General features: G+C 63.8%; 28 protein-coding genes. 4 read left to right on the forward strand and 24 right to left on the reverse strand.

The window, feature by feature from the left end; translation table 11 throughout:
* The first annotated feature begins 71 nt into the window (after window positions 1-71).
* Window positions 72-2,447, forward strand: a complete 2,376-nt coding sequence (locus M2336_RS15295; protein WP_264593174.1) for a hypothetical protein — start codon at window positions 72-74, stop codon at window positions 2,445-2,447.
* A gap of 50 nt (window positions 2,448-2,497) precedes the next feature.
* Here M2336_RS15295 and M2336_RS15300 read toward each other — a convergent pair whose 3' ends face one another.
* The 20 genes from M2336_RS15300 to M2336_RS15395 all read right to left on the reverse strand — a co-directional run bounded on the left by M2336_RS15300 (window position 2,498) and on the right by M2336_RS15395 (window position 21,422).
* Window positions 2,498-2,782 carry a DUF1467 family protein gene (locus M2336_RS15300; protein ID WP_264570743.1) on the reverse strand — a complete coding sequence of 95 codons (285 nt, stop codon included), beginning with the start codon at window positions 2,780-2,782 and terminating at the stop codon, window positions 2,498-2,500.
* A gap of 11 nt (window positions 2,783-2,793) precedes the next feature.
* A complete protein-coding gene (locus M2336_RS15305) occupies window positions 2,794-4,440 on the reverse strand; it encodes a ribonuclease J (RefSeq protein ID WP_264573147.1) in 1,647 nt (548 codons plus the stop codon).
* The gene (locus M2336_RS15310) at window positions 4,437-5,225 is read right to left on the reverse strand and encodes a type III pantothenate kinase (protein WP_264573148.1); all 789 of its coding nucleotides are present in this window, start codon (window positions 5,223-5,225) and stop codon (window positions 4,437-4,439) included. The genes M2336_RS15305 and M2336_RS15310 overlap by 4 nt, the downstream gene beginning before the upstream one ends.
* A gap of 44 nt (window positions 5,226-5,269) precedes the next feature.
* On the reverse strand, window positions 5,270-5,989 hold the full coding sequence (locus tag M2336_RS15315; RefSeq protein WP_264593175.1) for a biotin--[acetyl-CoA-carboxylase] ligase: 720 nt from the start codon (window positions 5,987-5,989) through the stop codon (window positions 5,270-5,272).
* A 100-nt stretch (window positions 5,990-6,089) separates the two neighbouring features.
* Window positions 6,090-7,529, reverse strand: a complete 1,440-nt coding sequence (gene nuoN / locus M2336_RS15320) for an NADH-quinone oxidoreductase subunit NuoN (protein ID WP_181560072.1) — start codon at window positions 7,527-7,529, stop codon at window positions 6,090-6,092.
* Window positions 7,529-9,076, reverse strand: coding sequence for an NADH-quinone oxidoreductase subunit M (locus M2336_RS15325; protein WP_264593176.1), 1,548 nt, complete (start codon window positions 9,074-9,076; stop codon window positions 7,529-7,531). The genes nuoN and M2336_RS15325 overlap by 1 nt, the downstream gene beginning before the upstream one ends.
* Window positions 9,073-11,199, reverse strand: a complete 2,127-nt coding sequence (gene nuoL, locus M2336_RS15330) for an NADH-quinone oxidoreductase subunit L (RefSeq protein ID WP_264573152.1) — start codon at window positions 11,197-11,199, stop codon at window positions 9,073-9,075. The genes M2336_RS15325 and nuoL overlap by 4 nt, the downstream gene beginning before the upstream one ends.
* A 4-nt stretch (window positions 11,200-11,203) precedes the next feature.
* Window positions 11,204-11,509 (reverse strand): NADH-quinone oxidoreductase subunit NuoK, encoded by a 306-nt coding sequence (nuoK, locus tag M2336_RS15335; protein WP_181560075.1) that lies wholly within the window; start codon window positions 11,507-11,509, stop codon window positions 11,204-11,206.
* Window positions 11,510-11,615: 106 nt separating this feature from the next.
* Window positions 11,616-12,230 (reverse strand): NADH-quinone oxidoreductase subunit J, encoded by a 615-nt coding sequence (locus tag M2336_RS15340; protein ID WP_181560076.1) that lies wholly within the window; start codon window positions 12,228-12,230, stop codon window positions 11,616-11,618.
* Window positions 12,231-12,260: 30 nt separating this feature from the next.
* A complete protein-coding gene (gene nuoI / locus M2336_RS15345) occupies window positions 12,261-12,743 on the reverse strand; it encodes an NADH-quinone oxidoreductase subunit NuoI (RefSeq protein WP_264570750.1) in 483 nt (160 codons plus the stop codon).
* Window positions 12,740-13,786 carry an NADH-quinone oxidoreductase subunit NuoH gene (nuoH, locus tag M2336_RS15350; RefSeq protein WP_264573153.1) on the reverse strand — a complete coding sequence of 349 codons (1,047 nt, stop codon included), beginning with the start codon at window positions 13,784-13,786 and terminating at the stop codon, window positions 12,740-12,742. The genes nuoI and nuoH overlap by 4 nt, the downstream gene beginning before the upstream one ends.
* Complete coding sequence (gene nuoG / locus M2336_RS15355) at window positions 13,783-15,795, reverse strand: NADH-quinone oxidoreductase subunit NuoG (RefSeq protein WP_264573154.1); 2,013 nt, start codon at window positions 15,793-15,795, stop codon at window positions 13,783-13,785. Before nuoG ends, nuoH begins: the two co-directional genes overlap by 4 nt.
* A 2-nt stretch (window positions 15,796-15,797) precedes the next feature.
* Window positions 15,798-17,138 carry an NADH-quinone oxidoreductase subunit NuoF gene (gene nuoF, locus M2336_RS15360; protein WP_264573155.1) on the reverse strand — a complete coding sequence of 447 codons (1,341 nt, stop codon included), beginning with the start codon at window positions 17,136-17,138 and terminating at the stop codon, window positions 15,798-15,800.
* On the reverse strand, window positions 17,138-17,803 hold the full coding sequence (locus tag M2336_RS15365) for a complex I 24 kDa subunit family protein (RefSeq protein ID WP_264573156.1): 666 nt from the start codon (window positions 17,801-17,803) through the stop codon (window positions 17,138-17,140). The genes nuoF and M2336_RS15365 overlap by 1 nt, the downstream gene beginning before the upstream one ends.
* Window positions 17,796-17,987 carry a hypothetical protein gene (locus tag M2336_RS15370; protein ID WP_181560082.1) on the reverse strand — a complete coding sequence of 64 codons (192 nt, stop codon included), beginning with the start codon at window positions 17,985-17,987 and terminating at the stop codon, window positions 17,796-17,798. Before M2336_RS15370 ends, M2336_RS15365 begins: the two co-directional genes overlap by 8 nt.
* Entirely contained in the window at window positions 17,984-18,346 is a 363-nt protein-coding gene (locus M2336_RS15375) for a nuclear transport factor 2 family protein (RefSeq protein WP_264574893.1), read from the reverse strand. Before M2336_RS15375 ends, M2336_RS15370 begins: the two co-directional genes overlap by 4 nt.
* An 11-nt stretch (window positions 18,347-18,357) precedes the next feature.
* Complete coding sequence (locus tag M2336_RS15380) at window positions 18,358-19,593, reverse strand: NADH-quinone oxidoreductase subunit D (RefSeq protein ID WP_264573157.1); 1,236 nt, start codon at window positions 19,591-19,593, stop codon at window positions 18,358-18,360.
* Window positions 19,593-20,480, reverse strand: coding sequence for an NADH-quinone oxidoreductase subunit C (locus M2336_RS15385; protein ID WP_264573158.1), 888 nt, complete (start codon window positions 20,478-20,480; stop codon window positions 19,593-19,595). The genes M2336_RS15380 and M2336_RS15385 overlap by 1 nt, the downstream gene beginning before the upstream one ends.
* Before the next feature lie 10 nt (window positions 20,481-20,490).
* On the reverse strand, window positions 20,491-21,057 hold the full coding sequence (locus tag M2336_RS15390) for a NuoB/complex I 20 kDa subunit family protein (protein ID WP_181560084.1): 567 nt from the start codon (window positions 21,055-21,057) through the stop codon (window positions 20,491-20,493).
* Window positions 21,048-21,422, reverse strand: a complete 375-nt coding sequence (locus M2336_RS15395; protein WP_181560085.1) for an NADH-quinone oxidoreductase subunit A — start codon at window positions 21,420-21,422, stop codon at window positions 21,048-21,050. The genes M2336_RS15390 and M2336_RS15395 overlap by 10 nt, the downstream gene beginning before the upstream one ends.
* A gap of 142 nt (window positions 21,423-21,564) precedes the next feature.
* On the opposite strand from M2336_RS15395, the gene M2336_RS15400 reads away from it, so the two are divergent.
* The gene (locus M2336_RS15400; protein WP_319801477.1) at window positions 21,565-21,867 is read left to right on the forward strand and encodes a (2Fe-2S)-binding protein; all 303 of its coding nucleotides are present in this window, start codon (window positions 21,565-21,567) and stop codon (window positions 21,865-21,867) included.
* Between the two features lie 164 nt (window positions 21,868-22,031).
* The gene (gene bfr / locus M2336_RS15405; RefSeq protein WP_181560086.1) at window positions 22,032-22,511 is read left to right on the forward strand and encodes a bacterioferritin; all 480 of its coding nucleotides are present in this window, start codon (window positions 22,032-22,034) and stop codon (window positions 22,509-22,511) included.
* A gap of 118 nt (window positions 22,512-22,629) precedes the next feature.
* Here bfr and M2336_RS15410 read toward each other — a convergent pair whose 3' ends face one another.
* Genes M2336_RS15410 through efp form a run of 3 tightly spaced genes read right to left on the reverse strand, consistent with a single transcriptional unit; the run spans window position 22,630 to window position 24,429 of the window.
* Entirely contained in the window at window positions 22,630-23,454 is an 825-nt protein-coding gene (locus M2336_RS15410) for an inositol monophosphatase family protein (RefSeq protein WP_181560087.1), read from the reverse strand.
* Between the two features lie 49 nt (window positions 23,455-23,503).
* On the reverse strand, window positions 23,504-23,866 hold the full coding sequence (locus tag M2336_RS15415; RefSeq protein ID WP_264573160.1) for a hypothetical protein: 363 nt from the start codon (window positions 23,864-23,866) through the stop codon (window positions 23,504-23,506).
* Window positions 23,866-24,429, reverse strand: coding sequence for an elongation factor P (efp, locus tag M2336_RS15420; protein WP_181560089.1), 564 nt, complete (start codon window positions 24,427-24,429; stop codon window positions 23,866-23,868). The genes M2336_RS15415 and efp overlap by 1 nt, the downstream gene beginning before the upstream one ends.
* Window positions 24,430-24,628: 199 nt before the next feature.
* Here efp and M2336_RS15425 point away from each other — a divergent pair, with 199 nt between their 5' ends.
* Window positions 24,629-24,877, forward strand: a complete 249-nt coding sequence (locus M2336_RS15425; protein ID WP_264573161.1) for a YdcH family protein — start codon at window positions 24,629-24,631, stop codon at window positions 24,875-24,877.
* Window positions 24,878-24,895: 18 nt separating this feature from the next.
* Here M2336_RS15425 and xrtV read toward each other — a convergent pair whose 3' ends face one another.
* A complete protein-coding gene (gene xrtV, locus M2336_RS15430; RefSeq protein ID WP_181560091.1) occupies window positions 24,896-25,828 on the reverse strand; it encodes an exosortase V in 933 nt (310 codons plus the stop codon).
* Between the last annotated feature and the right edge of the window lie 10 nt (window positions 25,829-25,838).

Below are 25,838 nucleotides of genomic sequence, written 5' to 3' on the forward strand. Positions count from 1 at the left end.
GATAACCTTCGAAAGGTGAACAGAGTGTAAAACCGGGTTCCCCCTCAGAGGGAACATGTTAAGGAAATGTCATGTCCGACGCCCGAAAAGTCGAAAATCCGTCCCAAAACGGTACGGATGGGCGGGATATCGACCAGATTAGCGGCATCAACAAGGGGCCAGAACACGTGAAACAGGACGGCGTCTCGCGCCGCAACGAGTCGGATGCAGGCTGGGACGCGCCCGCCTTTCCCGATCGTTCCTCTGGGGGAGATCAAGGCATGGCCACATCCTTCGCAAACGGCGCCGAAGAGAGCGAACCGCTCAGCCCGGCGCGGAAAGCCGCTCTGGGGGGCTTGGGCGTCATTGCCGTCGGCTGGGTCGCGCTTGTGGTCGCCAGTGGGACCGATCCGGACATCGGCGCGCGCTCCGCATGGCTGATCAACCTGATCGCAGTCGCGACGGCACCCTTGTTGATCCTTGGCGGCCTCGCCGTGATCCTGATGCGACGCCCGGCCGCGGCTGTAGCCTCGCTCAGCGCCGACGACGCCGCGCAAATCACCAGCGAAGCGCGCCAGGCCCTGACCATGCTTACCGACGTGAACGGCCAGCTCGCCGGCCAGACCCGCGAAACCGCCCGGACAGCCGAGGCGGCGAGCGAGTCCCTGCGCCGATCCATGACGGAAATCGCCGCGCAGACCGACCTGCTCGGCCAGAACAGCACGACCTCGCTGTCGCGCGTGAGTGCCGTCGGCGACCGTCTCGCCGCGATGGTCGATACGCTGCCCAAGCTGGAGGACCGGCTGGCGACACTGGGCGAAACGCTCGCGCGGGTCGGTGGCGATCTGGGCCAGCGCCACGATGCCCTCGATCATCAGTTGCAGGCGACAGCTTTGGTGGCGGAGGAAGTCCGCCTGCAGCTCACCGATGCCGGCAAGGCGCTCTCGGCGCAGATCTCCGGTCTGCGTGACGGAGCGCATGACGCGGGAGAAGAGCTGACCAACCTCTCCGAACTCTCCTCCGCCCGTCTCGATCTCACCATCGACCGCGTGAAATCCGTGCTCGATGCGACCGAACAGCGCCTTGATGCGCAGAACGCCGCGCTGGCCGCGCTCGTCGAACAGAGCGCCGCGGCGATCGACCGCGCATCCAGCGGCGGTCTGGATCGCTTCGCGGCCACCTGCCGCGAGATGGAAGCCCTGCTGGACAGCCTCGATGTCCGGCTGGAAGGGCAGACCGGCAGGAGCACGCAGTGGCTGACCCAGACGAGCGAGCAGGCAACCGCGCTTGCGCATTCGTTCGATGCGCTGGAGCAGGCCTCGCTCGCCCGCACCCAGCAGCTTTCCGGCACGCTCAGCCGGCTGTCAGGGGAAACCCAGGCCCTGATCGAGACGCTGGGGCGCGGCGATGGCCATGCCGGCCAACTTATCCAGCGCACCGAAGCGCTGCTGCTCGCCCTGGACAGCAGCGTGCGCGAGCTGGACGAGAGCCTGCCGGCCGCGATTGGCCGGGTTGAAAGCCAGCTTGGCACGATGCACGAGCGCATCCGCACGGCAGGGCCGGCGCTTGAAGCCGTGGAAGCGGTGGCGACCGGCGTCGTCAGCCAGTTGCGCGAGTCGGACAAGGCGACCAACACCCAGCTCAGCGTGCTCACCGAGGCTTTGTGCAAGTCTCAGGATGCCCTTTCCGCGCAGCGCCAGCAAATCGCGGCGCTGGCCGATGCGGTCGAGCAGGCAGGTCGTGGCATGGAGGTGCTTGGCGAGACGGTCGGCCCGCGTCTGGCGGAAGCGCTGGGCGAAGTCCGCAATGCCGCCGACGCTGCTGCCTCACGCGCGCGAGAAGCGATGGACAACGTGATCCCGGCAGCCGCGCAGGGGCTCGCAGTGGCCAGCGACAAGGCCATCCGGCAGGTGGTTGAGGCGACCGTCTCGAGCGAACTGGCCCGGCTGGCTCAGGCGGCCGACGAGGCTGCGCAGACCGCCCAGAAGGCCACCCACAAGCTGAGCGGCGACATGCTGACCCTCGCCGAAGCCGGCAAGACGCTCGACCTCGCCATCAGCGCACATCGCGAGAAGCTGGAGACGCAGGACCGCGATCTGATCTCCGAACGATCGGCCATGCTCATCGGCGCATTGGGCGAGCACGCCATCGATGTCGGCAAGTGGTTCGACAAGGATGTCTCGGACAGCGACTGGAACGCCTATCTCAAGGGCGACCAGGGCCTATTCGCACGGCGCGCGACCAAGCTGGTCAACAATGCAGAGGCGAAGCAGATCCACGCCCTCTATCAGGACGATGCCACCTTCCGCGAGCATGTGAACCGCTACATCCGCGACTTCGAAATGCTGCTGCGCACGGTGATGGCCGCCAAGGACGGCAGCACCCTGGCGCTGACAATGATCTCGTCGGATATCGGCAAGCTCTACGTGGCGCTTGCACAGGGCATCGACCGGCTTCGGCCAAATTGAGGCCGAACTGAGCGGGGCGCGCGGCTGAAACCGCGCGCCCGCCTCCCCGCTTATTGCCGGAGGCTCTCCGGCGCATTTAAAAACCCGTCGAAGCTGCGGATGGTCACCCAGCCATATTCCCAGTTCGCGTAGAACAGCGCAAAGAACAGGGCGGAAAGCACCGTCGTGCGCAGGATCATGCGGAAGAAACGGAACTCATGGGGTGCGCTGTCCGCCTGCCCCGGCACCTTCTCCTTCCCAAGCTCGTCGCTGGTGCGCACGCCGAACGGCAACACCAGAAACAGGCTGAGAAACCAGATCAGAAAATAGATCGCCAGCGCGGAGCCGATTTGCATCCTCGCCTCCCTCAGCCGGCCTGCACGATCGTCACGTCGACGATCGGCTTCTTGCCGGTCCACTCGAACGCCACGCGCCGCGCGCCGATGCGCACCGCTTCCCGCAGGGACTCGACGTCCCCGCTCTCCTTGCCCTTGGCGACAACCGCGCCCACGGCCTTGGCGGCATCGGCGAGAAACTGCTCGCGATCATCCTCCACCGGCACGCCCTTGGTGCGGATATCCGGCACGCCCAGCATCTTGCCCTTGGCGGAAATGGCGAGGCCGACGCTCATATGGCCATGGATCATGATCTTGCGACGCTCGTTCATGGTGTTGCCATCGGCCGGCAGGATCACGTCGCCATCCAGCACGAGGCGCCCGGCGCGCGTCTCACCGATCTTGTGCGGCCCATCCGGGGCGAGGCGGATGATGTCGCCATTGGTCTGCACGATGCCGCGTTCGATGCCCTGCTCGGCGGCAAAGCGCGCCTGTTCGGCCATATGGCGCAGTTCGCCATGCACTGGCACGATCATCTCGGGCCGGATCCAGCCATACATCGCCGCCAGCTCCGGCCGCCCGGGGTGGCCTGAGACGTGGATATGCGCATCGTTCTCGGTGATCATCACTACATTCTTGGCCGCCAGCGCATTCTGGATGCGGCCGATGGCCAGTTCGTTGCCGGGAATCTTGCGCGACGAGAAGATCACCGTGTCGCCGGTATCCAGCTTGATCGGGTGTTGATCGGTCGCGATGCGGGCGAGCGCGGCGCGGGATTCTCCCTGGCCCCCGGTGGCGATGACCATCGCCTCGCGCGGCGGCACCGCCATGATCGCGTCGAAGTCCAGCATCGGCGGGAGATTCTGCAGATAGCCGCAGCCCTTGGCGATGGTGATGATGCGATCGAGCGAGCGCCCCGCCACGCAGAGCTTGCGGCCGGTGAGCCGCGCAACATTGGCCAGCGTCTGCAAACGCGCGGCATTGCTGGCGAAGGTGGTCACCACCACCCTGCCCTTGGCGCCGGCGATGGTGCTCAGCAGATCGGCCTGCACAGAGCCTTCCGAGCCGCTGGCCTCGGGATTGAACACATTGGTGCTGTCGCACACGAGCGCCAATACGCCCTGGTCGCCCACAGCCTTCAGCTCTTCCGCCGTGGAGGGCACGCCGATCTGCGGCTCGTCGTCGAGCTTCCAGTCGCCGGTGTGGAAGATGCGGCCAAAGGGCGTCTCGATCAGCAGCGCATTCCCTTCAGGAATCGAGTGCGCCAGCGGCAGATAGCGCATCCGGAAGTCGCCGAGTTCGAAGCTCTCGTCCTCCCGGATGACATGCAGCGTCACGCTGTCCGTCAGACCTTCCTCGGCAAGCTTGCCCCGCACCAGACCGGCGGTGAACGGCGTCGCATAGATCGGCACGTCGAGATCGGCCGCAAGATAGGGCACCGCGCCGATATGATCCTCATGCCCATGGGTGAGTACGATGCCGAGCAGATCCTTCTGCCGCTCCTCGATGAACGCGGTGTCCGGCATGATGAGATCGATCCCGGGGAAGGACGGATCGGAGAAGGTCACCCCCAGATCCACCATCAACCATTTGCCACGACAGCCATAGAGATTGAGATTCATGCCGATTTCGCCTGACCCACCAAGGGCCAGGAAGAGAAGTTCATCGCCTGGCGTCATGCACTTTTTCCGCTGCGTTCATAAAGGAGTGCCAGGCCGGTCAATGTGAGATCCGGCACGATGGCATCGAAGAGATCGGTCTTCTGGTCGAACAAAATGGCGAGGCCGCCGGTGGCAAGGACAGTCGCCGGGCGGCCGATCTCTTTGCGCATCCGCATGACCAGCCCCTCCATCATTGCCACATATCCCCAGAAAACACCAATCAGCATCTGGTCTTCCGTGGTGCGGCCGATCACGGAATCATTGTTACGGGGGGATTCGATGGCGATGCGGGGCAGTTTCGCGGCATTGTTCACCAGCGCATCGAGCGACAGGTTGATGCCCGGCGCAATGATCCCGCCCTTATAGGCGCCGGTATAATCGATATAGTCGAAGGTGGTTGCCGTGCCGAAATCGATGACGATGAGATCGCCTTCATAGGCGTCATGGGCGGCGACGGCATTGAGCGCGCGATCCGCGCCGAGCGTCTGCGGCATCGGCACGTCGACATTGATATGCCATTCCACCGGCGGCTTGCCGGCGATCAGCGGCTCCACGCCGAAATATTTGCGGGCCAGCACGTCGAGATTATGGAGCGCGCGCGGCACGACCGTGGAGACGATCACCGCCGTCACATCCTTCATGCCCAGCCCTTCGAGCTGGAGCAGCTGGTTGATCCACACGGCATATTCATCACCGGTACGGCGCGGATCGGTGGCGATCCGCCAGCGCGCGCGGATCGTGCGATCGGACGCGATCAGCGCGAAGACGACATTGGTATTTCCGGCATCGATGGCTAGCAACATGGGCTGATCCTCTCAGGCGGCGTTGCGCGTTTCCCGCGTCGAATTCAAGGCAATATGCCGACATCGCCGCTGTGGATGACGGCCTGTGTCCCGTCGTCACAGGCGAGCATCAGCGCACCATCGTCGCGCAGGCCAGCAAAGCGACCGTGAACGGGCGCGTCACCCGTGCCTGTCACCACCAGCGCCGTGCCGATGGGATGCGCCCGCGCCAGCCAGGCCGGGACGAGCGCGGCCATTCCCTCCGTGCGCCAAAGCAGCAGCCAGCGGTCGACCGCAAGAACCAGCGCGTCGAGGACTGTCTCCGCAGTGAAGCCGGCCCCGCCCGGCAGTGAGTTCAGCGCCACGGTCGGGCGGTCGGCCAGCGCCGGCGCGGTCGTGATGTTGACCCCGATCCCGGCGATAATCGCCTGCCCCTCCCGCTCCAGCAACATGCCCGCGAGCTTGGCGCCGTCCGCAAGAACATCATTGGGCCATTTCAGCAGGATCGGCGCATTGTCTGCGAGGCTTGAAAGTGCGTCATGGACCGCGATCCCCATCATCAGGCTGATGCCGGTGACAGGCGGATCGCCCGGCTGCAGCGCGATCAGCGTGGAGGCGTAGAGATTGCCCGTCGGACTTTGCCATGCACGCCCAAGCCGCCCCCGCCCCGCCGTCTGGCGCTCGGCGCGCAGCCAGTGCCCATCCGGCCAGCTATCGGCCTGCGCGCGCAGATCGGCATTGGTGGAGCCGGTTTCCGGCACGACATGGATGCGCGCGTGCGCCATTTAGCCGCGCCCCTGTGACGCCATGCAGTGATCGAGGGTCATCGATGTGCCCACTGCGCACCGCCGCGTCGCCCCGCTCGTGAGGCGACGCGCGACGATCTCAGAATAGCGAGGCTGCAGCAGCCGCGCTCGCCCGGTCGAGCCAGGGGTTGAGCAGGTAGCCCACCACGATGATCGCCGCGCAGGCGGTCATAAGCCCATATTCCAGCGGGCTGCGGGCGGTGCCATAAGGCTCGGCCGGCTGGTCGAAGTACATCGTCTTGACCACCTTGAGATAATAGAAGGCACCGATGACCGAGGCGGCAATACCGATGGCGGCCAGCGGCGTAAGGCCCGCACCGACGGCGGCATCGAACACCAGGAACTTGGCCCAGAAGCCGAACAGCGGCGGAATACCCGCAAGGCTGAACATGAAGATCGCCAGCGCCGCCGCCAGACCCGGCCGCGAGCGCGACAGGCCTGCGAGGCTCGCGATCGTCTCGACCGGATTGCCGTCCTCATCGCGCATCTGCAGCACGCAGATGAAGCTGCCGACCGTCATGATGATGTAGATGAACAGATAGCTCATCACCGCTGCAACGCCTTCGGCCGTGCCGGCCGCCAGGCCGATCAGTGCGAAACCGATGTTGTTGATCGACGAATAAGCGAGCAGCCGCTTGATGTTGGGCTGGTTGATCGCCGCAACGGCGCCCAGCACGATCGAGGCCAAGGCCATGAAGATGATGATCTGCTGCCAGGCGACGCCGCTCGGCCCCATCGCGCTGATCGCGACGCGCACCGTCAGCGCGAGCGCGGCGACCTTGGGTGCGCTGGCGAAGAAGGCGGTAACCGGCGTCGGCGCACCTTCATACACGTCGGGCGTCCACATGTGGAACGGCACGGCGCTGATCTTGAAGGCAAGACCAGCCAGCACGAACACCATGCCGAACATCTCGCCGGTGCTCAGGCCATCGGCCATCGCCGCGGCGACACCGGTGAAGCTGGTCGTGCCGGAGAAGCCATAGAGCAGCGACATGCCGTAGAGCAGGATGCCGCTCGCGAGGCCGCCGAGCACAAAATATTTGAGACCCGCTTCTGCCGACCGCGAATCCTTGCGGGCAAAGCTCGCGAGCACATAGGCGGCCAGGCTCTGCAGCTCGAGGCCGATATAGAGCGTCAGCAGATCGGCCGCCGACACCATCATCGACATGCCGATGGACGAGAAGAGGATCAGCACCGGATATTCGGCACGCAGGCCACCGTCGCCATCGAAGAAGCGCGGTGCCACGACGATGCAGGCCGCAGCCGCGAAGAAGATCAGTGCCTTGGCGAAGCTCGCAAAGGCATCGGCGCGGTAGAGACCCTCGAAGATCAGGCCGCCGGCATTCACCGCCGGCGTGGCGAGCAGCAGCCCGGCCACGGCCAGCGCCAGCACCGAGAGCCAGCTCACCGTGCGACCGGCGCTATCGCCTGCAAAGGCACTGACCATCAGCAGGACCAGGCCCGAGATCGTCAGCGTGATTTCCGGCAGGACCGAAGCAAATACGCCCAGGCTATCCATCAGTGCGCCCCCTCGGCGTGTTCTTCGTGATGTGTGTCAACGGCTTTGCCGGTGCCCTTGGTGAGATGGGCGTCACCGGCGGGCTTCACGGCCTCGGTGCGGGCAACGATGCTGGCGACATTGCCGCGCATCGGCGCGAGGAAGCTTTCGGGATAGACGCCCATCCACAGGACTGCGGCGGCAATCGGCACCAGCAGCGCCAGTTCGCGCGCCGAGAGGTCCGGCATGGCGCGAACGTCGTCCTTGACCAGGTCGCCGAACACCACGCGGCGATAGAGCCACAGCATGTAGGCGGCACCCAGAATGATGCCGGTGGTGCAAACAAGCGCGACCCAGCTCGATGCCTGATAGATGCCCATCAGCGACAAGAGCTCGCCGACGAAGTTGCTCGTACCGGGCAGCCCGACGGAGGCCATGGTGAAGAGCATGAACAGCAGCGCATATTTGGGCATGTTGATGGCAAGGCCGCCATAGCGACTGATCTCGCGGGTGTGCAGGCGATCATAGATGATGCCCACGCACAGGAAGAGCGCGCCGGAAACCAGGCCGTGGCCCAGCATCACCATCATGGCGCCCTCGACGCCCTGCTGGTTGAACGCGAACAGGCCGACCGTCACGATCGCCATGTGCGCGACCGAGGAATAAGCAATCAGCTTCTTCATGTCGCTCTGCACCAGCGCGACGAGGCTGGTGTAGACCACCGCGACCATCGAGAGGCCCCAGACCAGCCAGGCCAGTTCGGCCGAGGCGACAGGGAACATCGGCAGCGAGAAGCGGATGAAGCCATAGCCGCCCATCTTCAGCAGCACGCCGGCGAGGATGACCGACCCTGCGGTCGGCGCCTGCACGTGCGCATCCGGCAGCCAGGTGTGGACCGGCCACATCGGCATCTTCACCGCGAAGCTGGCGAAGAAGGCGAGGAACAGCCAGGTCTGCGCGTGCGGCGGAAAGTCATAGGCCATCAGAACCGGAATGGCGGTGGAGCCGGCCACGCGGACCATCCACAGCATCGCGATGAGCATCAGCACCGAGCCGAGCAGCGTATAGAGGAAGAATTTGTAGCTGGCGTAGATCCGGTCCGCGCCGCCCCAGATGCCGATGATGAGATACATCGGGATGAGGCCGGCCTCGAAGAAGATGTAGAAGAGGAAGATGTCCTGCGCCGCGAAGACGCCGATCATCAGCGTCTCCATGAACAGGAACGCCGCCATATATTCGCCGACGCGGTCCTTCACGGATTCCCAGCTCGCGCCGATGCAGATCGGCATCAGGAACACCGTGAGCGCGATCAGCATCAGCGCGATGCCGTCTATGCCCAGCGCCCAGGCGAACCGCCCGAAGATCGGCGCATATTCGGTGAACTGCCACTCCGCCGCGCCGGGCGTCATGTCAAAGCTCAGCCAGAGGATTGCGCCCAGCACCAGGTCGATCAGGGTCGCGGCGAGCGCGATCCAGCGCGCCGACTGCGCCGAGACGAACAGGCAGGCGATGGCGCCGATCATCGGAACGGCGAGCATCAGCGAAAGGATGGGGAAGCTCTGGCTCATTTCGGCATGATCGCCCAGGTGACTGCCGCGGCGAGGCCAATCAGCATCACCAGCGCATAGGAATAGAGATAGCCCGACTGCATGGCCCGCGTGACCCGACTGCCGGCGACGACGACTGCCGCCGCGCCATTGGGACCGAACCGATCGATGACCCCCTGGTCGCCGCCCTTCCAGAAGACGCGGCCAAGCCACATGGCCGGGCGAACGAAGATGAGATCGTACAGCTCATCGAAATACCACTTATGCAGCAGGAAGTCGTAGAGCATGTAGAACTGCGCCGTGAACTTGGCCGGCCAGTCGGTGTGGCGGATATAGGCCAGCCAGGCGATGACGAGGCCGGTGAGCATGACGACGGCCGGCGTCGCCTTCACCCAGAACGGCACTTCATGCGCGGCATGGACCAGATGCTCGTTGAAATAGAGCGTGCTGGCCGCCCAGAAGCGGGCGCCCTCCTCGACTCCGAAGAAGCTGTAGTAGAACACATAGCCACCCAGCACCGCGCCAAGGCTCAGCACGATGAGCGGGATGAGCATGACCAGCGGGCTCTCATGGGGATGATAGCCTGCCGTGCCAGTCGCCTGCGCATCGACGCCATGGCCGTGCGGATCATGACCCGCATCTTCCTGCGCGGGCGGATTGTCCGCACCATGCTCGGCATGGCCATGTGCTTCGGCGTGGGCATGGTCGTCATGACCGTGGCCGTGGGCATCATGCCCATGCGCGTCATGCACAGCATGCTGAATGTGCTCGCTGCCCGCCCAGCGGGGCTTGCCCCAGAAGGTCAGGAACATCAGGCGCCAGCTGTAGAAGCTGGTGAGCAGCGCCGCGAAGGCGCCGACGAAGAACGCGCCCGTGCCATGGCCGCCCGCCGCGAAGGCGCTCTCCAGGATGGCATCCTTGGAGAAGAAGCCGGCAAAGCCGAAATAGGTGCCGGGAATGCCGACGCCGGTAATAGCCAGCGTGCCGAGCAGCATCGTCCAGAAGGTGATCGGGATCGATTTCCGCAGGCCGCCATAATAGCGCATGTCCTGCTCATGGTGCATGGCATGGATCACCGAGCCGGCACCAAGGAACAACAGCGCCTTGAAGAAGGCGTGCGTCAGCAGGTGGAACATGGCGGCGCCATAAGCGCCGACACCAGCAGCGAAGAACATGTAGCCGAGCTGCGAGCAGGTCGAATAGGCGATCACGCGCTTGATATCGGTCTGCACCGTGCCGATGGTGGCGGCGAAGATGCAGGTTGCCGCGCCAACGATGGTAACCACCGCCATGGCCGTCGCGCTCGTCTCGAACAGCGGCGAAAGGCGGCAGACCATGAACACGCCTGCCGTGACCATGGTCGCGGCATGGATCAGTGCGGAGACCGGCGTCGGACCTTCCATCGCGTCCGGCAACCAGGTGTGGAGGCCGAGCTGCGCGGACTTGCCCATCGCGCCGATGAACAGCAGCAGGCAGAGGACCGTCATGGTGTCGAGGCGCATGCCAAGGAAGCCGATGGTCGAACCGGCCATGGTCGGGGCCGCCGCGAGGATCGCCGGAATGTCGATCGTGCCGAACACCAGATAGATGCCGAAGATACCGAGCATGAAGCCCAAGTCGCCGACGCGGTTGACGACGAACGCCTTGATGGCTGCCGCGCCCGCCGAGGGCTTCTTGTACCAGAAACCGATCAGCAGATAGGACGCCAGGCCCACCCCTTCCCAGCCGAAGAACATCTGCAGCAGGTTGTTGGCGGTCACCAGCATCAGCATCGCGAAGGTGAACAGCGAGAGATAGGCGAAGAAGCGCGGCTGATCCGGGTCTTCGTCCATATAGCCCCAGCTATACAGGTGAACCAGCGCGGAAACGCTGGTGATAACCACGAGCATCGTCGCCGTGAGCGAATCCACCCGCAGCGCCCAGCTGACGTCCAGCGTGCCCGAGCGCATCCAGGTGAACAGCTCGACAATCTGCGGCTGCGCATTGCCGGTAAGGTAGGAGATGAAGATCGGCCAGGACAGCGCGCAGGAGAGGAACAGCGCGCCCGTCGTGATGATCTTGGACGGCACACTGCCGATGGCGCGCTGACCCAGCCCCGCGATGATCGCGGCAAGCAGCGGACCGAAGACGATGATTGAGATCACGCGATCAGCCCTTCATCTGGTTGACATCGTCGACGGCGATGGTGCCGCGCTGACGGAAATAGATGACGAGGATCGCCAGACCGATCGCCGCTTCACCGGCGGCCACCGTCAGAACGAACATGGCGAAGACCTGCCCGACCAGATCGCCCAGATAGGCGCTGAACGCGACGAGATTGATGTTCACCGCCAGCAGGATCAGCTCGATCGCCATCAGGATGACGATGATGTTCTTGCGGTTGATGAAGATGCCGAGCACGCCGAGCACGAACAGGATCGCGCTGACGACGACATAATGACCCAGGCCGATCATGCGGAAAGACCTCCCTTTCCGTTCGCTTCGAGCGAAGTCGAGAAGCGGGGTGCGCCACGTGTCTCGACGACGCTCGACACGAACGGAGCGTTGATGCGGAAGAGGCTCACAGCTCTACCCCCTTGCCCACCGGCTGATCGATGTTGCGCACGGCATCCTCGGGCCGGCGGCGGACCTGCTTGCCAATGTCCTGCGAGCGCACGCCGCCCCGGGCGCGATGCGTCAGCACGATGGCGCCGATCATCGCAACGAGCAGGATGAGCCCGGCCGCCTCGAACAGGAAGATGTAGCGCGAGTAAAGCAGCGCGCCGATCGCCTGGATGTTCGGCATGTCCGTCGGTGTTGGCGCAGCCCGCTGCGCGAGCGTGACCTCACCGGCCTGCCAGATGGCGATGCCGAGCACCAGCTCGACCAGCAGGATCAGCGCGATGGCGCCGCCCAGCGGGAAATAACTGACGAATCCCGCTCGCAACTCCGCGAAATCGATGTCGAGCATCATCACGACGAAGAGGAAGAGCACGGCGACCGCACCCACATAGACGATGACGAGCAGCATCGCGACGAACTCGGCGCCGAGCAGCACCATGAGTCCCGCCGCGTTGAAGAACGCCAGGATGAGCCAGAGCACGCTGTGCACCGGATTGCGCGCGAGAATGACCATCGTGGCGGATGCCACGACGATGCTCGCGAACAGGTAGAAGGCGAAAACTTGAACGGTCAAAACGTCCCCCTCTGGTCCCTTCGCGGCGCCTTAACGGTAGGGGGCATCGGCGGCAAGGTTCGCCGCGATTGCCCGCTCCCATTTGTCACCATTGGCGAGCAGTTTCGCCTTGTCGTAATAGAGTTCTTCACGGGTTTCCGTGGCAAACTCGAAGTTCGGGCCTTCCACGATCGCGTCGACCGGGCAGGCTTCCTGGCAGAAGCCGCAATAGATGCACTTCACCATGTCGATATCGTAGCGCGTCGTGCGGCGCGAGCCATCGTCGCGCGGCTGCGCCTCGATGGTGATCGCCTGCGCCGGGCAGATTGCCTCGCACAGCTTGCATGCGATGCAGCGCTCTTCGCCATTGGGATAACGGCGCAGCGCATGCTCGCCGCGGAAGCGGGGCGAGATCGGGTTCTTCTCATAGGGGTAATTGATGGTCGCCTTTGGCTTGAAGAAATATTTCAAGGTCAAAGCGTGCGCCTTCAAAAACTCCCAGAGAGTGAAGGATTTGACGAGATGCGCAATCATGCGCCGCCTCCATAGCGGGTCAACATCAGGAACCCGGACACGAGGAATACGAAGAAGAGCGAGAGCGGCAGGAAGACCTTCCAGCCCAGCCGCATGAGCTGGTCATAGCGGAAGCGGGGCACAGTCGCCTTCACCCATGAGAAGATGAAGAAGAAGATGAAAGTCTTGGCGAGCAGCCAGATGATGCCCGGCACGATATAGAGCGGTGCCCAGTCCACCGGCGGCAGATAGCCACCCCAGAAGAGCAGCGCGTTGAGCAGGCACATCAGGATGACGTTGGCATATTCACCGAGCCAGAAGAGCGCGAAGCTCATCGACGAATATTCGGTCTGATAGCCGGCGACGAGCTCGGATTCAGCCTCGGTCAGGTCGAAGGGCGCCCGCGCCGTCTCCGCCATGGACGAGATGAGGAACACCACCGCCATCGGGAAGAGCAGCGGGTTGAAGCCGTGGCCATTCAAAAAGCCATAATAGCTGCGCTGCGTCTCGACGATGGTCGAGAGATTGAAGCTGCCCGACCAGAGCACGACGCTGATCAGCACGAAGCCGATCGAGACCTCATAGGAGATCATCTGCGCACTGGCGCGCATCGCAGAGAAGAAGGGATATTTGGAATTGGACGCCCAGCCCGAGATCACCACGCCGTAAACGCCGAGCGAGCTGATGGCGAGAATGTAGAGCAGGCCGACATTGATGTCCGCCAGCACCATTCCGGCATCGAATGGGATCACCGCCCAGGCTAGCAGCGCCACCGTGAAGGTGATGATCGGCGCGAGGATGAACAGGCCCTTGTTGGCCGCACTCGGGATGATCGTTTCCTGCAGGAAGACCTTGAGGCCGTCCGCAAAGGACTGGAGCAGGCCAAAGGGACCAACAACGTTCGGGCCGCGGCGCAGCGCCATCGCCGCCCAGATCTTGCGGTCGGCATAGATAATCATCGCGACGGCCAGCATGAGGGGCAGCGCGATGAGCAGGATGAGGATCAGGTTGGCGACGAACCAGCCGAAGCCCGTCCCCAGATAGGTCTGGAAAAACTCAGTCATTCCGCGGCCTCCGCGAACTCTTCACCCATGACCAGTTCTGCCGAGCAGCGCTTCATCGTCGGGCTTGCCCGGCAGATGGCGTTGGTCAGGTAGAAGTCCTTGATCGGCAGGCTGATCGGGCCGCTCGCATTGCTCGCGAGCGACGGGGCCGACCAGCCGAATTCGACCAGGCCTTCCTGCGCCAGCGCCGGGACGGCGGCATACATGGCAGCACGGAGCGCCTCGAAGCTGTCGAACGGCAGCGTCTTGCCCAGCACATCAGAAAGCGCGCGCAGGATCGTCCAGTCCTCGCGGGCATCGCCCGGCGCGAACACGGCCTTGTCGCCCCGCTGCACGCGACCTTCCGTGTTTACATAGGTGCCGGCCTTCTCGGTGTAGGCCGCGCCGGGCAGGATCACGTCCGCCGCATGCGCACCCTTGTCGCCATGATGGCCGACATAGACCTTGAAGCTCTTGCCGAAGAGATCGAACGGCACATCGTCCGCGCCCATCAGGAACAGCAGCTTGGGCTCGCTCTGCGCGATCGCCTTCACGCCGCCCTGTGCCGCATAGCCAAGCATCAGCCCGCCCATCCGTGCGGCAGCCATGTGGACGACGTTGAAGCCGTTCCAGTCAGGCTTGATCAGACCGAGCGTGTTCACCGCCGCCAGTGCGGCGCCGTGTACGCCCGCGGCCGCCAGCGCACCGCCGCCCATGATGAGCGCCGGGCGGTCGGCCGCAGCGAAGGCATCAAGCACGTCCTTGGGCAGGTTCGCGAGCAGCGCGGCATCGTTGCCGAGCGAGATCACCTTGTAGGTCAGGTCCACGTCCGGCCCGATGGACCAGACCTTGGCGCCCTTCTTGATGGCCTTGCGGATGCGCGTGTTGATCAGCGGCGCTTCCCAACGCAGATTAGTGCCGACCAGCAGGATCGCGTCCGCCGTCTCGATGCCGGCGAGCGTCGAATTGAAGTTCACTGCCGAGAGGCTGGAGACGTCATAATCCAGGCCGCCCTGGCGGCCTTCGAGCAGCGAACCGCCAAGGCCATGGACCAGCTCCCGTGCGGCGAACATCGTCTCGCAATCGAGCTGATCGCCGGCGATCGCCGCGACCGAACCGTTGGCGCTTTTCGCCACGGCAGCGATGGCCGCAAAGGCCTCGTCCCATGTCGCGGGGACGAGCTGACCGTCCTTGCGAACATAGGGCTTGTCCAGCCGCTTGCGCATCAGCCCGTCAACGGCGTGGCGGGTCTTGTCGCTCGCCCACTCCTCGTTCACGTCATCATTGACGCGCGGCAGCACGCGCAGCACGGCGCGGCCCCGGCTGTCGATGCGGATGTTGGTGCCCACAGCATCCATCACGTCGATGGCGAGCGTCTTCTTGAGCTCCCAGGGCCGTGCCTCGAAGGCATAGGGCTTGGACGTCAGCGCACCGACCGGGCAAAGATCGACCACATTGCCGGAGAGCTCGCTCTTGGCGGCATGCTCCAGATAGGTGGTAATCTGCATGTTCTCGCCGCGATAGATCGCGCCGATCTCCGGCACGCCGGCCACTTCCTCGGCAAAGCGCACGCAGCGCGTGCACTGGATGCAGCGGGTCATCACCGTCTTGACGATGGGGCCCATATATTTCTCGGTGACCGCGCGCTTGTTCTCGTCGTAGCGCGATTGGCCACGCCCATAAGCAACGGACTGGTCCTGCAGATCGCACTCGCCGCCCTGATCGCAGATCGGGCAATCGAGCGGGTGATTGATGAGCAGGAACTCCATCACGCCCTCGCGGGCCTTCTTCACCATCTCGCTGTCGGTGCGGATTTCCTGCCCGTCAGCGGCCGGCAGCGCGCAGCTCGCCTGCGGCTTGGGCGGCCCGGGCTTCACCTCGACAAGGCACATGCGGCAATTGCCCGCGATGGAAAGGCGCTCATGATAGCAGAAGCGCGGAATTTCCTTGCCGGCCAGCTCGCACGCCTGAAGCACGGTGGCTCCGGCGGGCACTTCGATGTCGATGCCGTCTACTTTGACTGTGGGCATGATTACTCCGCTGCCTCCAGCACAGGGGCGCCGCCGCGCTTGGCCGCGATGCGGCGCTCGATCTCGGGGCGGAAATGGCGAATGAGGCCCTGGATCGGCCAGGCGGCTGCGTCGCCGAGCGCGCAGATGGTGTGGCCTTCGACCTGCTTGGTGACCTGGAAGAGCATGTCGATCTCTTCCACCTCGGCATCGCCGCGCACCAGCCGCTCCATCACCCGCCACATCCAGCCCGTACCTTCGCGGCACGGCGTGCACTGGCCGCAGCTCTCATGCTTGTAGAAGTAGCTGAGCCGCGCGATCGCCCGGACGATGTCGGTCGACTTGTCCATGACGATGACCGCTGCCGTGCCGAGGCCTGAGCCGAGCGCGCGCAGGCCGTCGAAGTCCATCGGCGCGTCCATGATTTCTGCGGCCGGCACCAGGGGCACCGAAGAGCCGCCGGGGATCACCGCGAGAAGATTGTCCCAGCCGCCGCGAATGCCCCCGCAATGGCGATCGATCAGTTCGCGGAACGGGATGCTCATGCTCTCCTCGATCACGCACGGCTTGTTCACATGGCCGCTGATCTGGAAGAGCTTGGTGCCGCGATTATTCTCACGCCCGAAGCTGGAGAACCATGCCGCGCCGCGCCGCAGGATCGTGGGCGCAACCGCGATGCTCTCGACATTGTTGACCGTGGTCGGGCAGCCATAGAGGCCCGCGCCCGCCGGGAATGGCGGCTTGAGGCGGGGCTGGCCCTTCTTGCCCTCGAGGCTCTCGATCTGCGCGGTTTCCTCGCCGCAAATATAGGCCCCTGCCCCGCGATGCACGAACACGTCGAAATCATAGCCCGAGCCGCAGGCATTCTTGCCGAGGAAGCCCTTGGCATAAGCCTCTTCCACCGCCGCGAAGAGCACCTTCGCTTCGTAGATGAACTCGCCACGGATGTAGATATAGGCCGCCCGCGCGCGCATCGCGAAGCCGGCGACGAGCGCGCCCTCGATCAGCTTGTGCGGATCGTGGCGGATGATCTCGCGGTCCTTGCACGAGCCCGGCTCGGACTCGTCCGCATTGATGACCAGGAAGCTCGGACGCCCGTCCTTGCTTTCCTTGGGCATGAAGCTCCACTTCATGCCGGTCGGGAAGCCGGCGCCACCGCGACCACGCAGGCCCGAGGCCTTCATGATGTCGATGATGCCATCCTGGCCGATTTCCAGCAGCTTCTTGGTATTGTCCCAATCGCCCCGCTTCATGGCGGCGTCGATGCGCCAGTCCTGATAGCCATGGACGTTGGTGAAGATGCGGTCCTTGTCTTCCAGCGGGCCGACAAAGGGCGGCGGCGCGGCGGGCGTTTCGTCAGCCATTACCATTCCCCCCGATAATCATGATTCTCGGTGACCATCGCCTTCGTCGCCGTCGGCCCGCCCTCGGGCGCGCTGGTCTGGCGGTCGATCTGCGGACCGATCTTGGGCTGCTTGCCCGCCGCAAGATCGTCGAGGATCGCCGTCATGCTGTCAAAGGTCAGGTCTTCGTAATTGTCGTCGTTGATCTGGACCATCGGCGCATTGGCGCAGGCGCCGAGGCACTCGACCTCGGTGAGCGTGAAAAGGCCGTCCGCGGTGGTCGTGCCCTTCTTGAGGCCACGCTTGGTGCAGGCGTCCAGCACATCGTCGCTGCCGCGCAGCATGCACGGCGTCGTGCCGCAGACCTGCACATGGAACCGGCCGACCGGCGCCAGATTGTACATGGTGTAGAAGGTCGCCACCTCATAGGCGCGCATGAACGGCATATCGAGCTGGGCAGCGACATATTCGATCACCGGGATCGGCAGCCAGCCCTGCGTGTTCGTCTCCGCACCGACCTGCCGCTGGGCGAGATCGAGCAGCGGCATCACTGCCGACTGCTGGCGGCCCTCGGGATAGCGCGCGATGACCTTCTTGGCCTGCTCGGCATTTTCCGGCGTCCAGGCAAAGCCGCCCCAACGGGCGCGGACTTCGGCTTCATCGGGGATCTGGGGTGCGTCAGCCATTCTCGCGGATCCGCTTGCTGTAGGCCGGCGCGCCGAAGGTCAGCCAGAAATAGACCGTGGCGCAGGCCAGCCCGGCGACCACGCCATCGGGAACATCGGCCATGCGGTCCAGCACGATCAGCACCATGCCGGCAAGGCTCAGCACCAGGATATGCAACCAGACGGGTGTTGCGTCGCCCCTCATCGAATGAACTCCACGCGCGACACCTTGTCGCCCTCGAATGAATAGACTGCGATCACGTCGAACGGCTCAACCAGCTCCGAGCCATCGCTGGCCGGGCCGCGCGTGACATGCTCGCGCATCAGCACGTAATTGCCGATGGCCTGCGCCTCGACGATCTCCGCATGGTTCTGCGGCCATTTGGCGAAAGCGGCGGCGAGGCCCGAGCGGGTCCCTTCCTTGCCTTCGCGCACGACGGCGCCGCGATAATTCGCCTCGCAGGCTTCGTCCGTCATCAACTCGACATAGGCGTCGGCATCCTGACGATTGTAGCGCGCGATCATCTCGCGGGTGATGGCGATGCGCTCGTCAGCGGACAGCATGGTTGCAACGCTCACCGGTCGCACTCCCCGAACACGATGTCCATCGCGCCGAGCACGGCCGTGGTGTCGGCCAGCATGTGACCCTTCATCAGAAAGTCCATCGCCTGCAAATGGCTGAATGCGGTCGGACGGATCTTGCAGCGATAGGGCTTGTTGGTCCCGTCGCTCACCAAATAGACGCCGAACTCACCCTTGGGGCTTTCGGTCGCCACATAGACTTCGCCCTCGGGCACGTGGAAGCCCTCGGTGTAGAGCTTGAAGTGGTGGATCAGTGCTTCCATCGACTGCTTCATCTCGCCGCGCTTGGGCGGCACGACCTTGCGATCGAGCGAAGCGACCGGGCCATCCGGCATCTCGTTCAAGCACTGCTTCATGATCCGCGCCGACTGGCGGACCTCCTCCACGCGCACCATGAACCGGTCGTAGCAGTCGAAGTTGGTGCCGACGGGCACGTCGAACTCCATGCGATCATAGACATCGTAGGGTTGCGCCTTGCGGATATCCCACGGAATGCCCGAGCCACGGAGCATCGGACCGGAGAAGCCCCAGCGCAGCGCGTCTTCCTTGGAGCAGACCGCGATGTCGACATTGCGCTGCTTGAAGATGCGGTTGTCCGCCACCAGGCTGATCGCATCCTCGAAGAGGCGCGGCAGGCGCGTGTCGAGCCAGTCGCCAATATCGGTGAGCAGCTTGAGCGGCACGTCCTGATGAACGCCGCCCGGCCGGAAATAGGCCGAGTGCATGCGGGCGCCGGAGGCGCGCTCGAAGAAGTTGAGGCAATCCTCGCGGATCTCGAACATCCACAGGTTCGGCGTCATCGCGCCGACATCCATGACATGAGAGCCAAGGTTCAGCATGTGATTGCTGATCCGCGTCAGTTCCGCGAAGAACACGCGCAGATATTGCGCGCGCAGCGGCACTTCGAGGTTCAGCAGCTTCTCGATGGCCAGCACATAGCTGTGCTCCATGCCGAGCGGCGAGCAATAATCCAGCCGGTCGAAATAGGGCAGCGCCTGCAGATAGGTCTTATACTCGATCAGCTTCTCGGTGCCGCGGTGCAGCAGGCCGACATGCGGATCGCAGCGCTCCACGATCTCGCCCTCGAGCTCCATGACCAGACGCAGCACGCCGTGGGCAGCGGGATGCTGCGGGCCGAAGTTGATCGTATAGTTCTGGATCGCGGTGTCGCCGAGCGCCGGATCGGCGTCGTCAACAAGATGCTCCAGCTTGTCGAGATATTCGGACATCAGGCGTCACCCTCGGGCGTCTTGGGCTTGCGCGTACGCTTCGGCTTGCTTTCCACCGGGGGCGTGTCTTCCACCGGCGCAGACGCAACCTCAGCCTTCTTGGCACGCGGCGCACGGGCCTGCTTGGTCGCAGCCTTGTCGGCCGGCGCACCGGCACCGGTATCCGCAGGCTCGTCCGTCGTCTTGGGCGTCTTGGCGTCCGGGGAAGCCGATGCTGGCGGGGGTGGCGGCGGAGGAGGTGGCGGCGTGGGCGCACCCGGCGCCTCACCCTTGGCCTTCTCGTCGCCCGGCAGCACATATTGCGCGCCTTCCCACGGGCTCATGAAGTCGAAGCTGCGGAAGTCCTGCGCCAGCTTCACCGGCTCATAAACCACCCGCTTCTGCTCTTCCGAGTAGCGCAGCTCGACATAGCCCGTGAGCGGGAAGTCCTTGCGGAACGGATAGCCCTTGAAGCCATAATCGGTGAGGATGCGGCGCAGGTCCGTGTTGCCCTCGAACAGCACGCCATACATGTCGAACACTTCGCGCTCGAGCCAGCCGGCAACCGGCCAGAGATGCGTGACGGTCGGCACCGCATGATCCTCATCGGTGCGCACCTTGACGCGCAAGCGATGGTTCTTGGTCACCGAGAGCAGATGATAGCAGACCTCGAAGCGCTCGGCTCGCTCGGGATAGTCGACCCCGGCGATCTCCATGAGCTGCTGATAGTCGAAGCGATCGCGCAGAAGCTGCAACGCATCGGCCAGCGCCTCGCGCTGCACGCCCACGCTCAGCTCGAAATGCGCATCCTTGATCGCCAGCACGGCATCGCCCAGCGCGGCGCGAATGGCATCGGCCAGACCCTCGATCGGCTCGACCCGCGGTGCGGAATGAACGGCTGTCACCATATCCGCCCCCTCAACGCTCTATCGTGCCGACCCGGCGGATTTTCCGCTGGAGCTGCATGATGCCATAAAGCAGTGCTTCGGCGGTCGGCGGGCAGCCGGGGACATAGATGTCCACGGGCACGATCCGGTCGCAGCCGCGCACGACGCTGTAGCTGTAATGATAATAGCCGCCGCCATTGGCGCACGAGCCCATCGAGATGACGTATTTCGGCTCGCTCATCTGGTCGTAGACCTTGCGCAGCGCCGGAGCCATCTTGTTGCACAGCGTGCCGGCGACGATCATCACGTCGCTCTGGCGCGGAGACGCGCGCGGGGCAGCGCCGAAGCGCTCCATGTCGTAGCGCGGCATGTTCACGTGAATCATCTCGACCGCGCAGCAGGCGAGGCCGAAGGTCATCCACCACAGCGAGCCGGTGCGCGCCCAGTTGAACAGGTCTTCCGTCGACGTGACGAGAAAGCCCTTGTCGCTCACCTCGGTGGAGAGCGCCTTGAAGAATTCGGGATCTGGCTGCGTGGCCGGCGGAACCCCGATCAGCGGAGCGCCCAACGTGCCCGGCCGTTCAAGTTCTACTCCCAATCGAGTGCTCCCTTCTTCCAGGCATAGACGAGGCCGAGCACCAGCTCGAAAATGAAGATCATCATCGCGCCCCAGCCGGCCCAGCCGATCTCAGCCAGACTCACCGACCAGGGGAAGAGAAACGCCGCTTCCAGATCAAAGATGATGAACAGGATCGCGACGAGATAGAAGCGCACGTCGAACTGACTGCGCGGATCCTCGAATGCGGGAAAGCCGCATTCATATTCGCTCAGCTTTTCCGGGTCCGGCTTGTGCGATCCCGTCAGCCGGCCGACGGCCATGGGCAGGAACACGAACGCGCACGACAAGCCCAATGCGACAACCAGAAACAGCAGGATCGGCAGATATTGCGACAGATCGACCACTTGAATCCCCTAGGCTTAATAGCCTTTGATGGGGGCGCTTTAGGACTGCTGCACCTGCGAGGCAACCCTTGGACGGGCTGAGAATGATTCGCAACAAATCAGCCGAGCGTCAGCCCCTCCCCTATGGGCTCAGACCGGCCGGATGCCCAACCATTCGTCGCATTCGATCACGTCGGAGATTGCAAATGCCTCGCAACAACACTATCAACGAATCATGCTTGTCTGTATCTGTAATGCGATCACGGAACAGGAACTGCGCAGCGTTGCTCGCCAGGGTGTGACGTGTCCCGAAAGCGCCTACCGGGCGCTCGGCAAAACGCCGCAATGTCGCATCTGCCTCGATCATGCGGAAGATGTGATGGTGGAAGAGCAATCCTCCTGCCGGTCGCGCTGCAGCCGCAGCCTCAATGCACCGAGCCAGACCGGCACCTGGGCAACGGCCTGACCCAAGCGGGCCACCCCCCGATTTCGTGACTATCATTGGCATTAGCGAAGAACTGCGCCGCTATTAAGAACCTATCGCGCCCACGGTTGCGAGACGTTCTCGCGTGAATTATTGCCGCTTTGCTGCTAGTTCCGCTCCATCGACTGACGACATGGAGACAGAACATGAAGGGTGACGAAAAGGTCATCGAATTTCTCAATGGCGCGCTCAAGAACGAGCTGACGGCCATCAACCAGTATTTCCTCCACTACCGTCTTCTCGATCACTGGGGTATCTCGAAGCTCGCCAAGTTCGAGTATGAGGAATCGATCGACGAGATGAAGCACGCCGACAAGCTGGCGGAGCGCATCTTGTTTCTCGATGGCTTGCCCAACTTCCAGCTGCTCGGGCGCCTGCGCATCGGCAGCACGGTCGAGGAAGTGCTCAAGGCCGACCTGGATACCGAACTGGAAGCGATCCCGCTGCTGCGCGACGCCATCCAGCATTGCGAGAGCGTGCGCGATTATGTCAGCCGCGACCTGTTCCAGCATATCCTCGACAGCGAGGAAGACCATGTCGACAAGCTGGAGACGCAGTTCGAGATGATCGAGCGCATGGGCCTGGCCAATTATATCCAGCTCAACAGCGAGGCCGTCGAAGGCTGACGCGCCGTCCACAAGCAAAAAGGGCGCCCCTGCTGGCCGAATGGCGAGCAGCGGGCACCCTTTTTTGTTGGCCGGTAAACGGCGGCAGCGATAGTCGCCGGCGCCGGACCGTTCCGCATCACATGTTGCGTAGCGCTCCGGCGAGCAGCTTGTGGAGCTTGCTGTGGAGCACGTCATTGGCGGCCAGCACCTGGCGACGCTCTACGGGCTCGGCGCCACCCCGGAAATCGGTGACGAAACCGCCGGCCTCGCGCACTAGAAGAATGCCGGCCTGCACGTCCCATGCCGAGAGGCCGCTCTCCCAGAAGCCGTCATAGCGCCCGGAAGCCACCCAGGCGAGATCGAGCGCGGCCGAGCCATAGCGGCGGATGCCCGCAACCGAGGGTGCGATGGCGCCGAAGATGCGGCTCCATTCAGTGAAATCGCCGTGGCCGATAAACGGAATGCCGGTGGCGATCAGCGCCTCGGTCAGATCGCGACGAGCCGAGACGCGCAGGCGCTGGTCATGCCGCCACGCGCCACGGGATTTCTCCGCCCAATAGCTCTCGTCGGTGATCGGCTGATAAATCATGCCGGTCGTCACTTCGCCCCAGCCCTGCCCGGAGCGATGCGGCTCCTGCACGGCGATGGAAATGGCGAAATGCGGGATGCCGTGGAGGAAGTTGGTGGTGCCATCGAGCGGATCGATCACCCAGCGCGGCTTCATGGGATCGCCGGCGATCTCGCCGCCTTCCTCGAGCAGGAAGCCCCAGTCCGGCCGCGCCTTGCTCAGCTCGGCGACCAGCGTGTCCTCCGCCTTCTTGTCGGCGACGGTCACGAAGTCGGCCGGCCCCTTGCGGCTGACCTGAAGATGCTGAACCTCGCCGAAGTCGCGCCGCAGTTGCGGAGCCACCTTGCGGGCCGCGCGCTCGATGACCGTCAGCAGGCCGGAATGGGATACCATGTCAATCTGTCTCCTCCGGCGCGGAAGAGCGGCCGGTCAGGGAATGAAATCACTTCTTGGGCGGTGCGACCATCTCGGGCCGCAAACCGCAAACGGCCGCCATGGCGCTGAGCACCTGGGTCGGATTTTTGCGGTCCAGCTTCTTCTCGGTCATCAGCTTGTCGGTATTCTCGCTGATCTTGCTGAACGGATTCCCGTAGGCGCAGGTGAAGAGAATGCTCTTCACTGGCTGCGGAATCTTGTCGGACTGCAGACCGCTGACCATGATGCGGAAATTCTCCGCCGCGTGCTGAAGCTGGGCTTCGCTGGGCTGCCCCGCAGACTTGGCGGGCTTGGCCTGCGCCAGCAACGGCGCGGACCAGGCGAGAGACAGGACCAGCGCGGGCCCGGTGACGAGGCGGAGAGCGCGCATCAGTCGGCCCGCTTCACATATTCGCGCTCATACACGTCGACGATGATCCGGGTGCCGGTGGTGATGTGCGGCGGCACCATCACGCGCACGCCATTGTCGAGAATCGCCGGCTTGTAGCTGGCCGATGCGGTCTGCCCCTTCACCACGGCGTCCGCCTCGACGACGGTCGCCTCGACCGTCTCGGGCAGCTGCACGCTGATCGGGCGCTCTTCATACATTTCCAGCATGACCATCATGCCGTCCTGCAGGAAGGCGGCGGCGTCGCCGACGAGATCGTTGGGCAGGTTGATCTGCTCATAGGTCTCCGTGTCCATGAAGACGAGCATGTCGCCCTCGGCATAGAGATACTGGAAATCCTTGGTATCGAGGCGGATGCGCTCGACCGTCTCGGCAGAGCGGAAGCGCACATTGTTCTTGCGCCCGTCGATCAGGTTCTTCAGCTCAACCTGCATATAGGCGCCGCCCTTGCCGGGCTGGGTGTGCTGGATCTTCACGGCGCGCCACAGGCCGCCTTCATATTCGATATTGTTGCCGGGACGAATATCCACGCCGCTGATCTTCATGGGTCGCGCCTGTCTATTTCAAGGATGGAAAGAGCCGGTGCGCCCTCTAGCCGTGTTGACGCGCAACGGCAAGGGGCGCGGGCAATCCCGCCGCCCATGCGCTGGCGGTGGGCGACGAATTGATCTTGCGCAAGGCGCGCTATCGTTCCGTCCGGCACGATCGGATCATTGCAAGCCGGACAAGACCCAGGAGAGCAACATGACCCTTGATACCCGCGAGACGCTCGACGACCTGTTCCCGCATGACCATGAGGTGCTTCACGCCCTGAAGCTGCACAACGCGCATTTCCGCACCCTTGCCGAGCGCCACCACCTGCTCACGCGCCAGATCTACCGGATCGAAACCGACATCGAGCCGGCCTGCGACGAGCATCTGGAGGACCTTAAAAAGGAGAGGCTGGCGATCCTGGACGACATCTCGACCCTGATCGCCCAACAGCGGAGCTGAGGCACGCCGCGCCCGGCCTTAGGGCTGGGCGGGCTCGGCCGCTGGCTTTAAGACAGGATCGCTCTTGCTGCCCTTCAGGCGCGGGAACAGCAGCCCGAAGAGATGATCGATCGCGAATATGGTGATCAGCGCGGTCATGAACATGGTCAGTCCCGCAAAATCATGCAGGAAGCCCTGCGCCGCTGCCTCGCCGCCATGATAGGTCAGCAGCACAAGCAGTACGATCCGCACGAAATTGGCGAACACGGCGACCGGCACGATCGCCACGATCATCAGCAGCGCGTAGCGCACATTGGCGTGGTGGCGCAGATACACATAAAATAGCGAGATGGCCGAGAGCGAGATGAGCGAGTTGAGGCCCGCGCAGGCCTCCGCGACAAGCAGCTGATACTGGCCCACCTGAATGGTGACGCCCGACGAGGCGACCGGATAACCGACCAGATACAGGAAGCCGACGGCGGATTCGGACAGCATGATCTTGAGCGGATTGGTGACCATGGCCACCAGCGTCTCAGGCGGCGGCAGCACGAACAGCAGGTAGATGAGCGGGAACCAGAGCCGCTTGAGCGCCTCCCAGCCGATGGCGCTGAACAGCGCCGCAACGACCAGGCCATACATGAGAAAGCCCTCTGTCTCGACGATGTTGCTGACCCGCGAGACGAAATAAAGCGGCAGGAGAATCGCGAAGGCGATGGCAATCGGAAGCCCCGGCGCCGGACGCGCGACGGCCGCAGCATTCTGCCATTCCCGCCACAGCAGCCACAGGCCGGTGGCCAGCACGATGGGACCATGCGCGCCCTGCTCAGTCGACCAGCTTTCCCTTGCCACGAGCAGTAGCGTCGGAACGAGCACCGCGAGAATACCCGCCCCCAGAACAGGGTTGGCGATCAACCAGTTCAGCAGCTCGAAACGAGTTTTCTTTTCGGTAATCACAGGTGCATTCGTCGCCATTGGAACTCTC

It is taken from the genome of Sphingobium sp. B1D7B, from assembly GCF_025961965.1.
Classification (GTDB): domain Bacteria; phylum Pseudomonadota; class Alphaproteobacteria; order Sphingomonadales; family Sphingomonadaceae; genus Sphingobium.

What these genes read in the sequence shown, in the direction of transcription:
- M2336_RS15370 (WP_181560082.1), bottom strand. Translation starts at nt 17,987, where the DNA reads ATGAGGGGCGACGCAACACCCGTCTGGTTGCATATCCTGGTGCTGAGC.
- M2336_RS15300 (WP_264570743.1), bottom strand. Translation starts at nt 2,782, where the DNA reads ATGCAAATCGGCTCCGCGCTGGCGATCTATTTTCTGATCTGGTTTCTC.
- M2336_RS15325 (WP_264593176.1), bottom strand. Translation starts at nt 9,076, where the DNA reads ATGAGCCAGAGCTTCCCCATCCTTTCGCTGATGCTCGCCGTTCCGATG.
- M2336_RS15400 (WP_319801477.1), top strand. Translation starts at nt 21,565, where the DNA reads ATGCCCAACCATTCGTCGCATTCGATCACGTCGGAGATTGCAAATGCC.
- M2336_RS15305 (WP_264573147.1), bottom strand. Translation starts at nt 4,440, where the DNA reads ATGACGCCAGGCGATGAACTTCTCTTCCTGGCCCTTGGTGGGTCAGGC.
- M2336_RS15295 (WP_264593174.1), top strand. Translation starts at nt 72, where the DNA reads ATGTCCGACGCCCGAAAAGTCGAAAATCCGTCCCAAAACGGTACGGAT.
- M2336_RS15365 (WP_264573156.1), bottom strand. Translation starts at nt 17,803, where the DNA reads ATGGCTGACGCACCCCAGATCCCCGATGAAGCCGAAGTCCGCGCCCGT.
- M2336_RS15410 (WP_181560087.1), bottom strand. Translation starts at nt 23,454, where the DNA reads ATGGTATCCCATTCCGGCCTGCTGACGGTCATCGAGCGCGCGGCCCGC.
- nuoN (WP_181560072.1), bottom strand. Translation starts at nt 7,529, where the DNA reads ATGGATAGCCTGGGCGTATTTGCTTCGGTCCTGCCGGAAATCACGCTG.
- nuoF (WP_264573155.1), bottom strand. Translation starts at nt 17,138, where the DNA reads ATGGCTGACGAAACGCCCGCCGCGCCGCCGCCCTTTGTCGGCCCGCTG.
- M2336_RS15415 (WP_264573160.1), bottom strand. Translation starts at nt 23,866, where the DNA reads ATGCGCGCTCTCCGCCTCGTCACCGGGCCCGCGCTGGTCCTGTCTCTC.
- nuoI (WP_264570750.1), bottom strand. Translation starts at nt 12,743, where the DNA reads ATGATTGCGCATCTCGTCAAATCCTTCACTCTCTGGGAGTTTTTGAAG.
- nuoH (WP_264573153.1), bottom strand. Translation starts at nt 13,786, where the DNA reads ATGACTGAGTTTTTCCAGACCTATCTGGGGACGGGCTTCGGCTGGTTC.
- M2336_RS15310 (WP_264573148.1), bottom strand. Translation starts at nt 5,225, where the DNA reads ATGTTGCTAGCCATCGATGCCGGAAATACCAATGTCGTCTTCGCGCTG.
- M2336_RS15385 (WP_264573158.1), bottom strand. Translation starts at nt 20,480, where the DNA reads ATGGTGACAGCCGTTCATTCCGCACCGCGGGTCGAGCCGATCGAGGGT.
- xrtV (WP_181560091.1), bottom strand. Translation starts at nt 25,828, where the DNA reads ATGGCGACGAATGCACCTGTGATTACCGAAAAGAAAACTCGTTTCGAG.
- M2336_RS15380 (WP_264573157.1), bottom strand. Translation starts at nt 19,593, where the DNA reads ATGTCCGAATATCTCGACAAGCTGGAGCATCTTGTTGACGACGCCGAT.
- efp (WP_181560089.1), bottom strand. Translation starts at nt 24,429, where the DNA reads ATGAAGATCAGCGGCGTGGATATTCGTCCCGGCAACAATATCGAATAT.
- M2336_RS15375 (WP_264574893.1), bottom strand. Translation starts at nt 18,346, where the DNA reads ATGCTGTCCGCTGACGAGCGCATCGCCATCACCCGCGAGATGATCGCG.
- bfr (WP_181560086.1), top strand. Translation starts at nt 22,032, where the DNA reads ATGAAGGGTGACGAAAAGGTCATCGAATTTCTCAATGGCGCGCTCAAG.
- M2336_RS15425 (WP_264573161.1), top strand. Translation starts at nt 24,629, where the DNA reads ATGACCCTTGATACCCGCGAGACGCTCGACGACCTGTTCCCGCATGAC.
- nuoG (WP_264573154.1), bottom strand. Translation starts at nt 15,795, where the DNA reads ATGCCCACAGTCAAAGTAGACGGCATCGACATCGAAGTGCCCGCCGGA.
- nuoK (WP_181560075.1), bottom strand. Translation starts at nt 11,509, where the DNA reads ATGATCGGCCTGGGTCATTATGTCGTCGTCAGCGCGATCCTGTTCGTG.
- M2336_RS15315 (WP_264593175.1), bottom strand. Translation starts at nt 5,989, where the DNA reads ATGGCGCACGCGCGCATCCATGTCGTGCCGGAAACCGGCTCCACCAAT.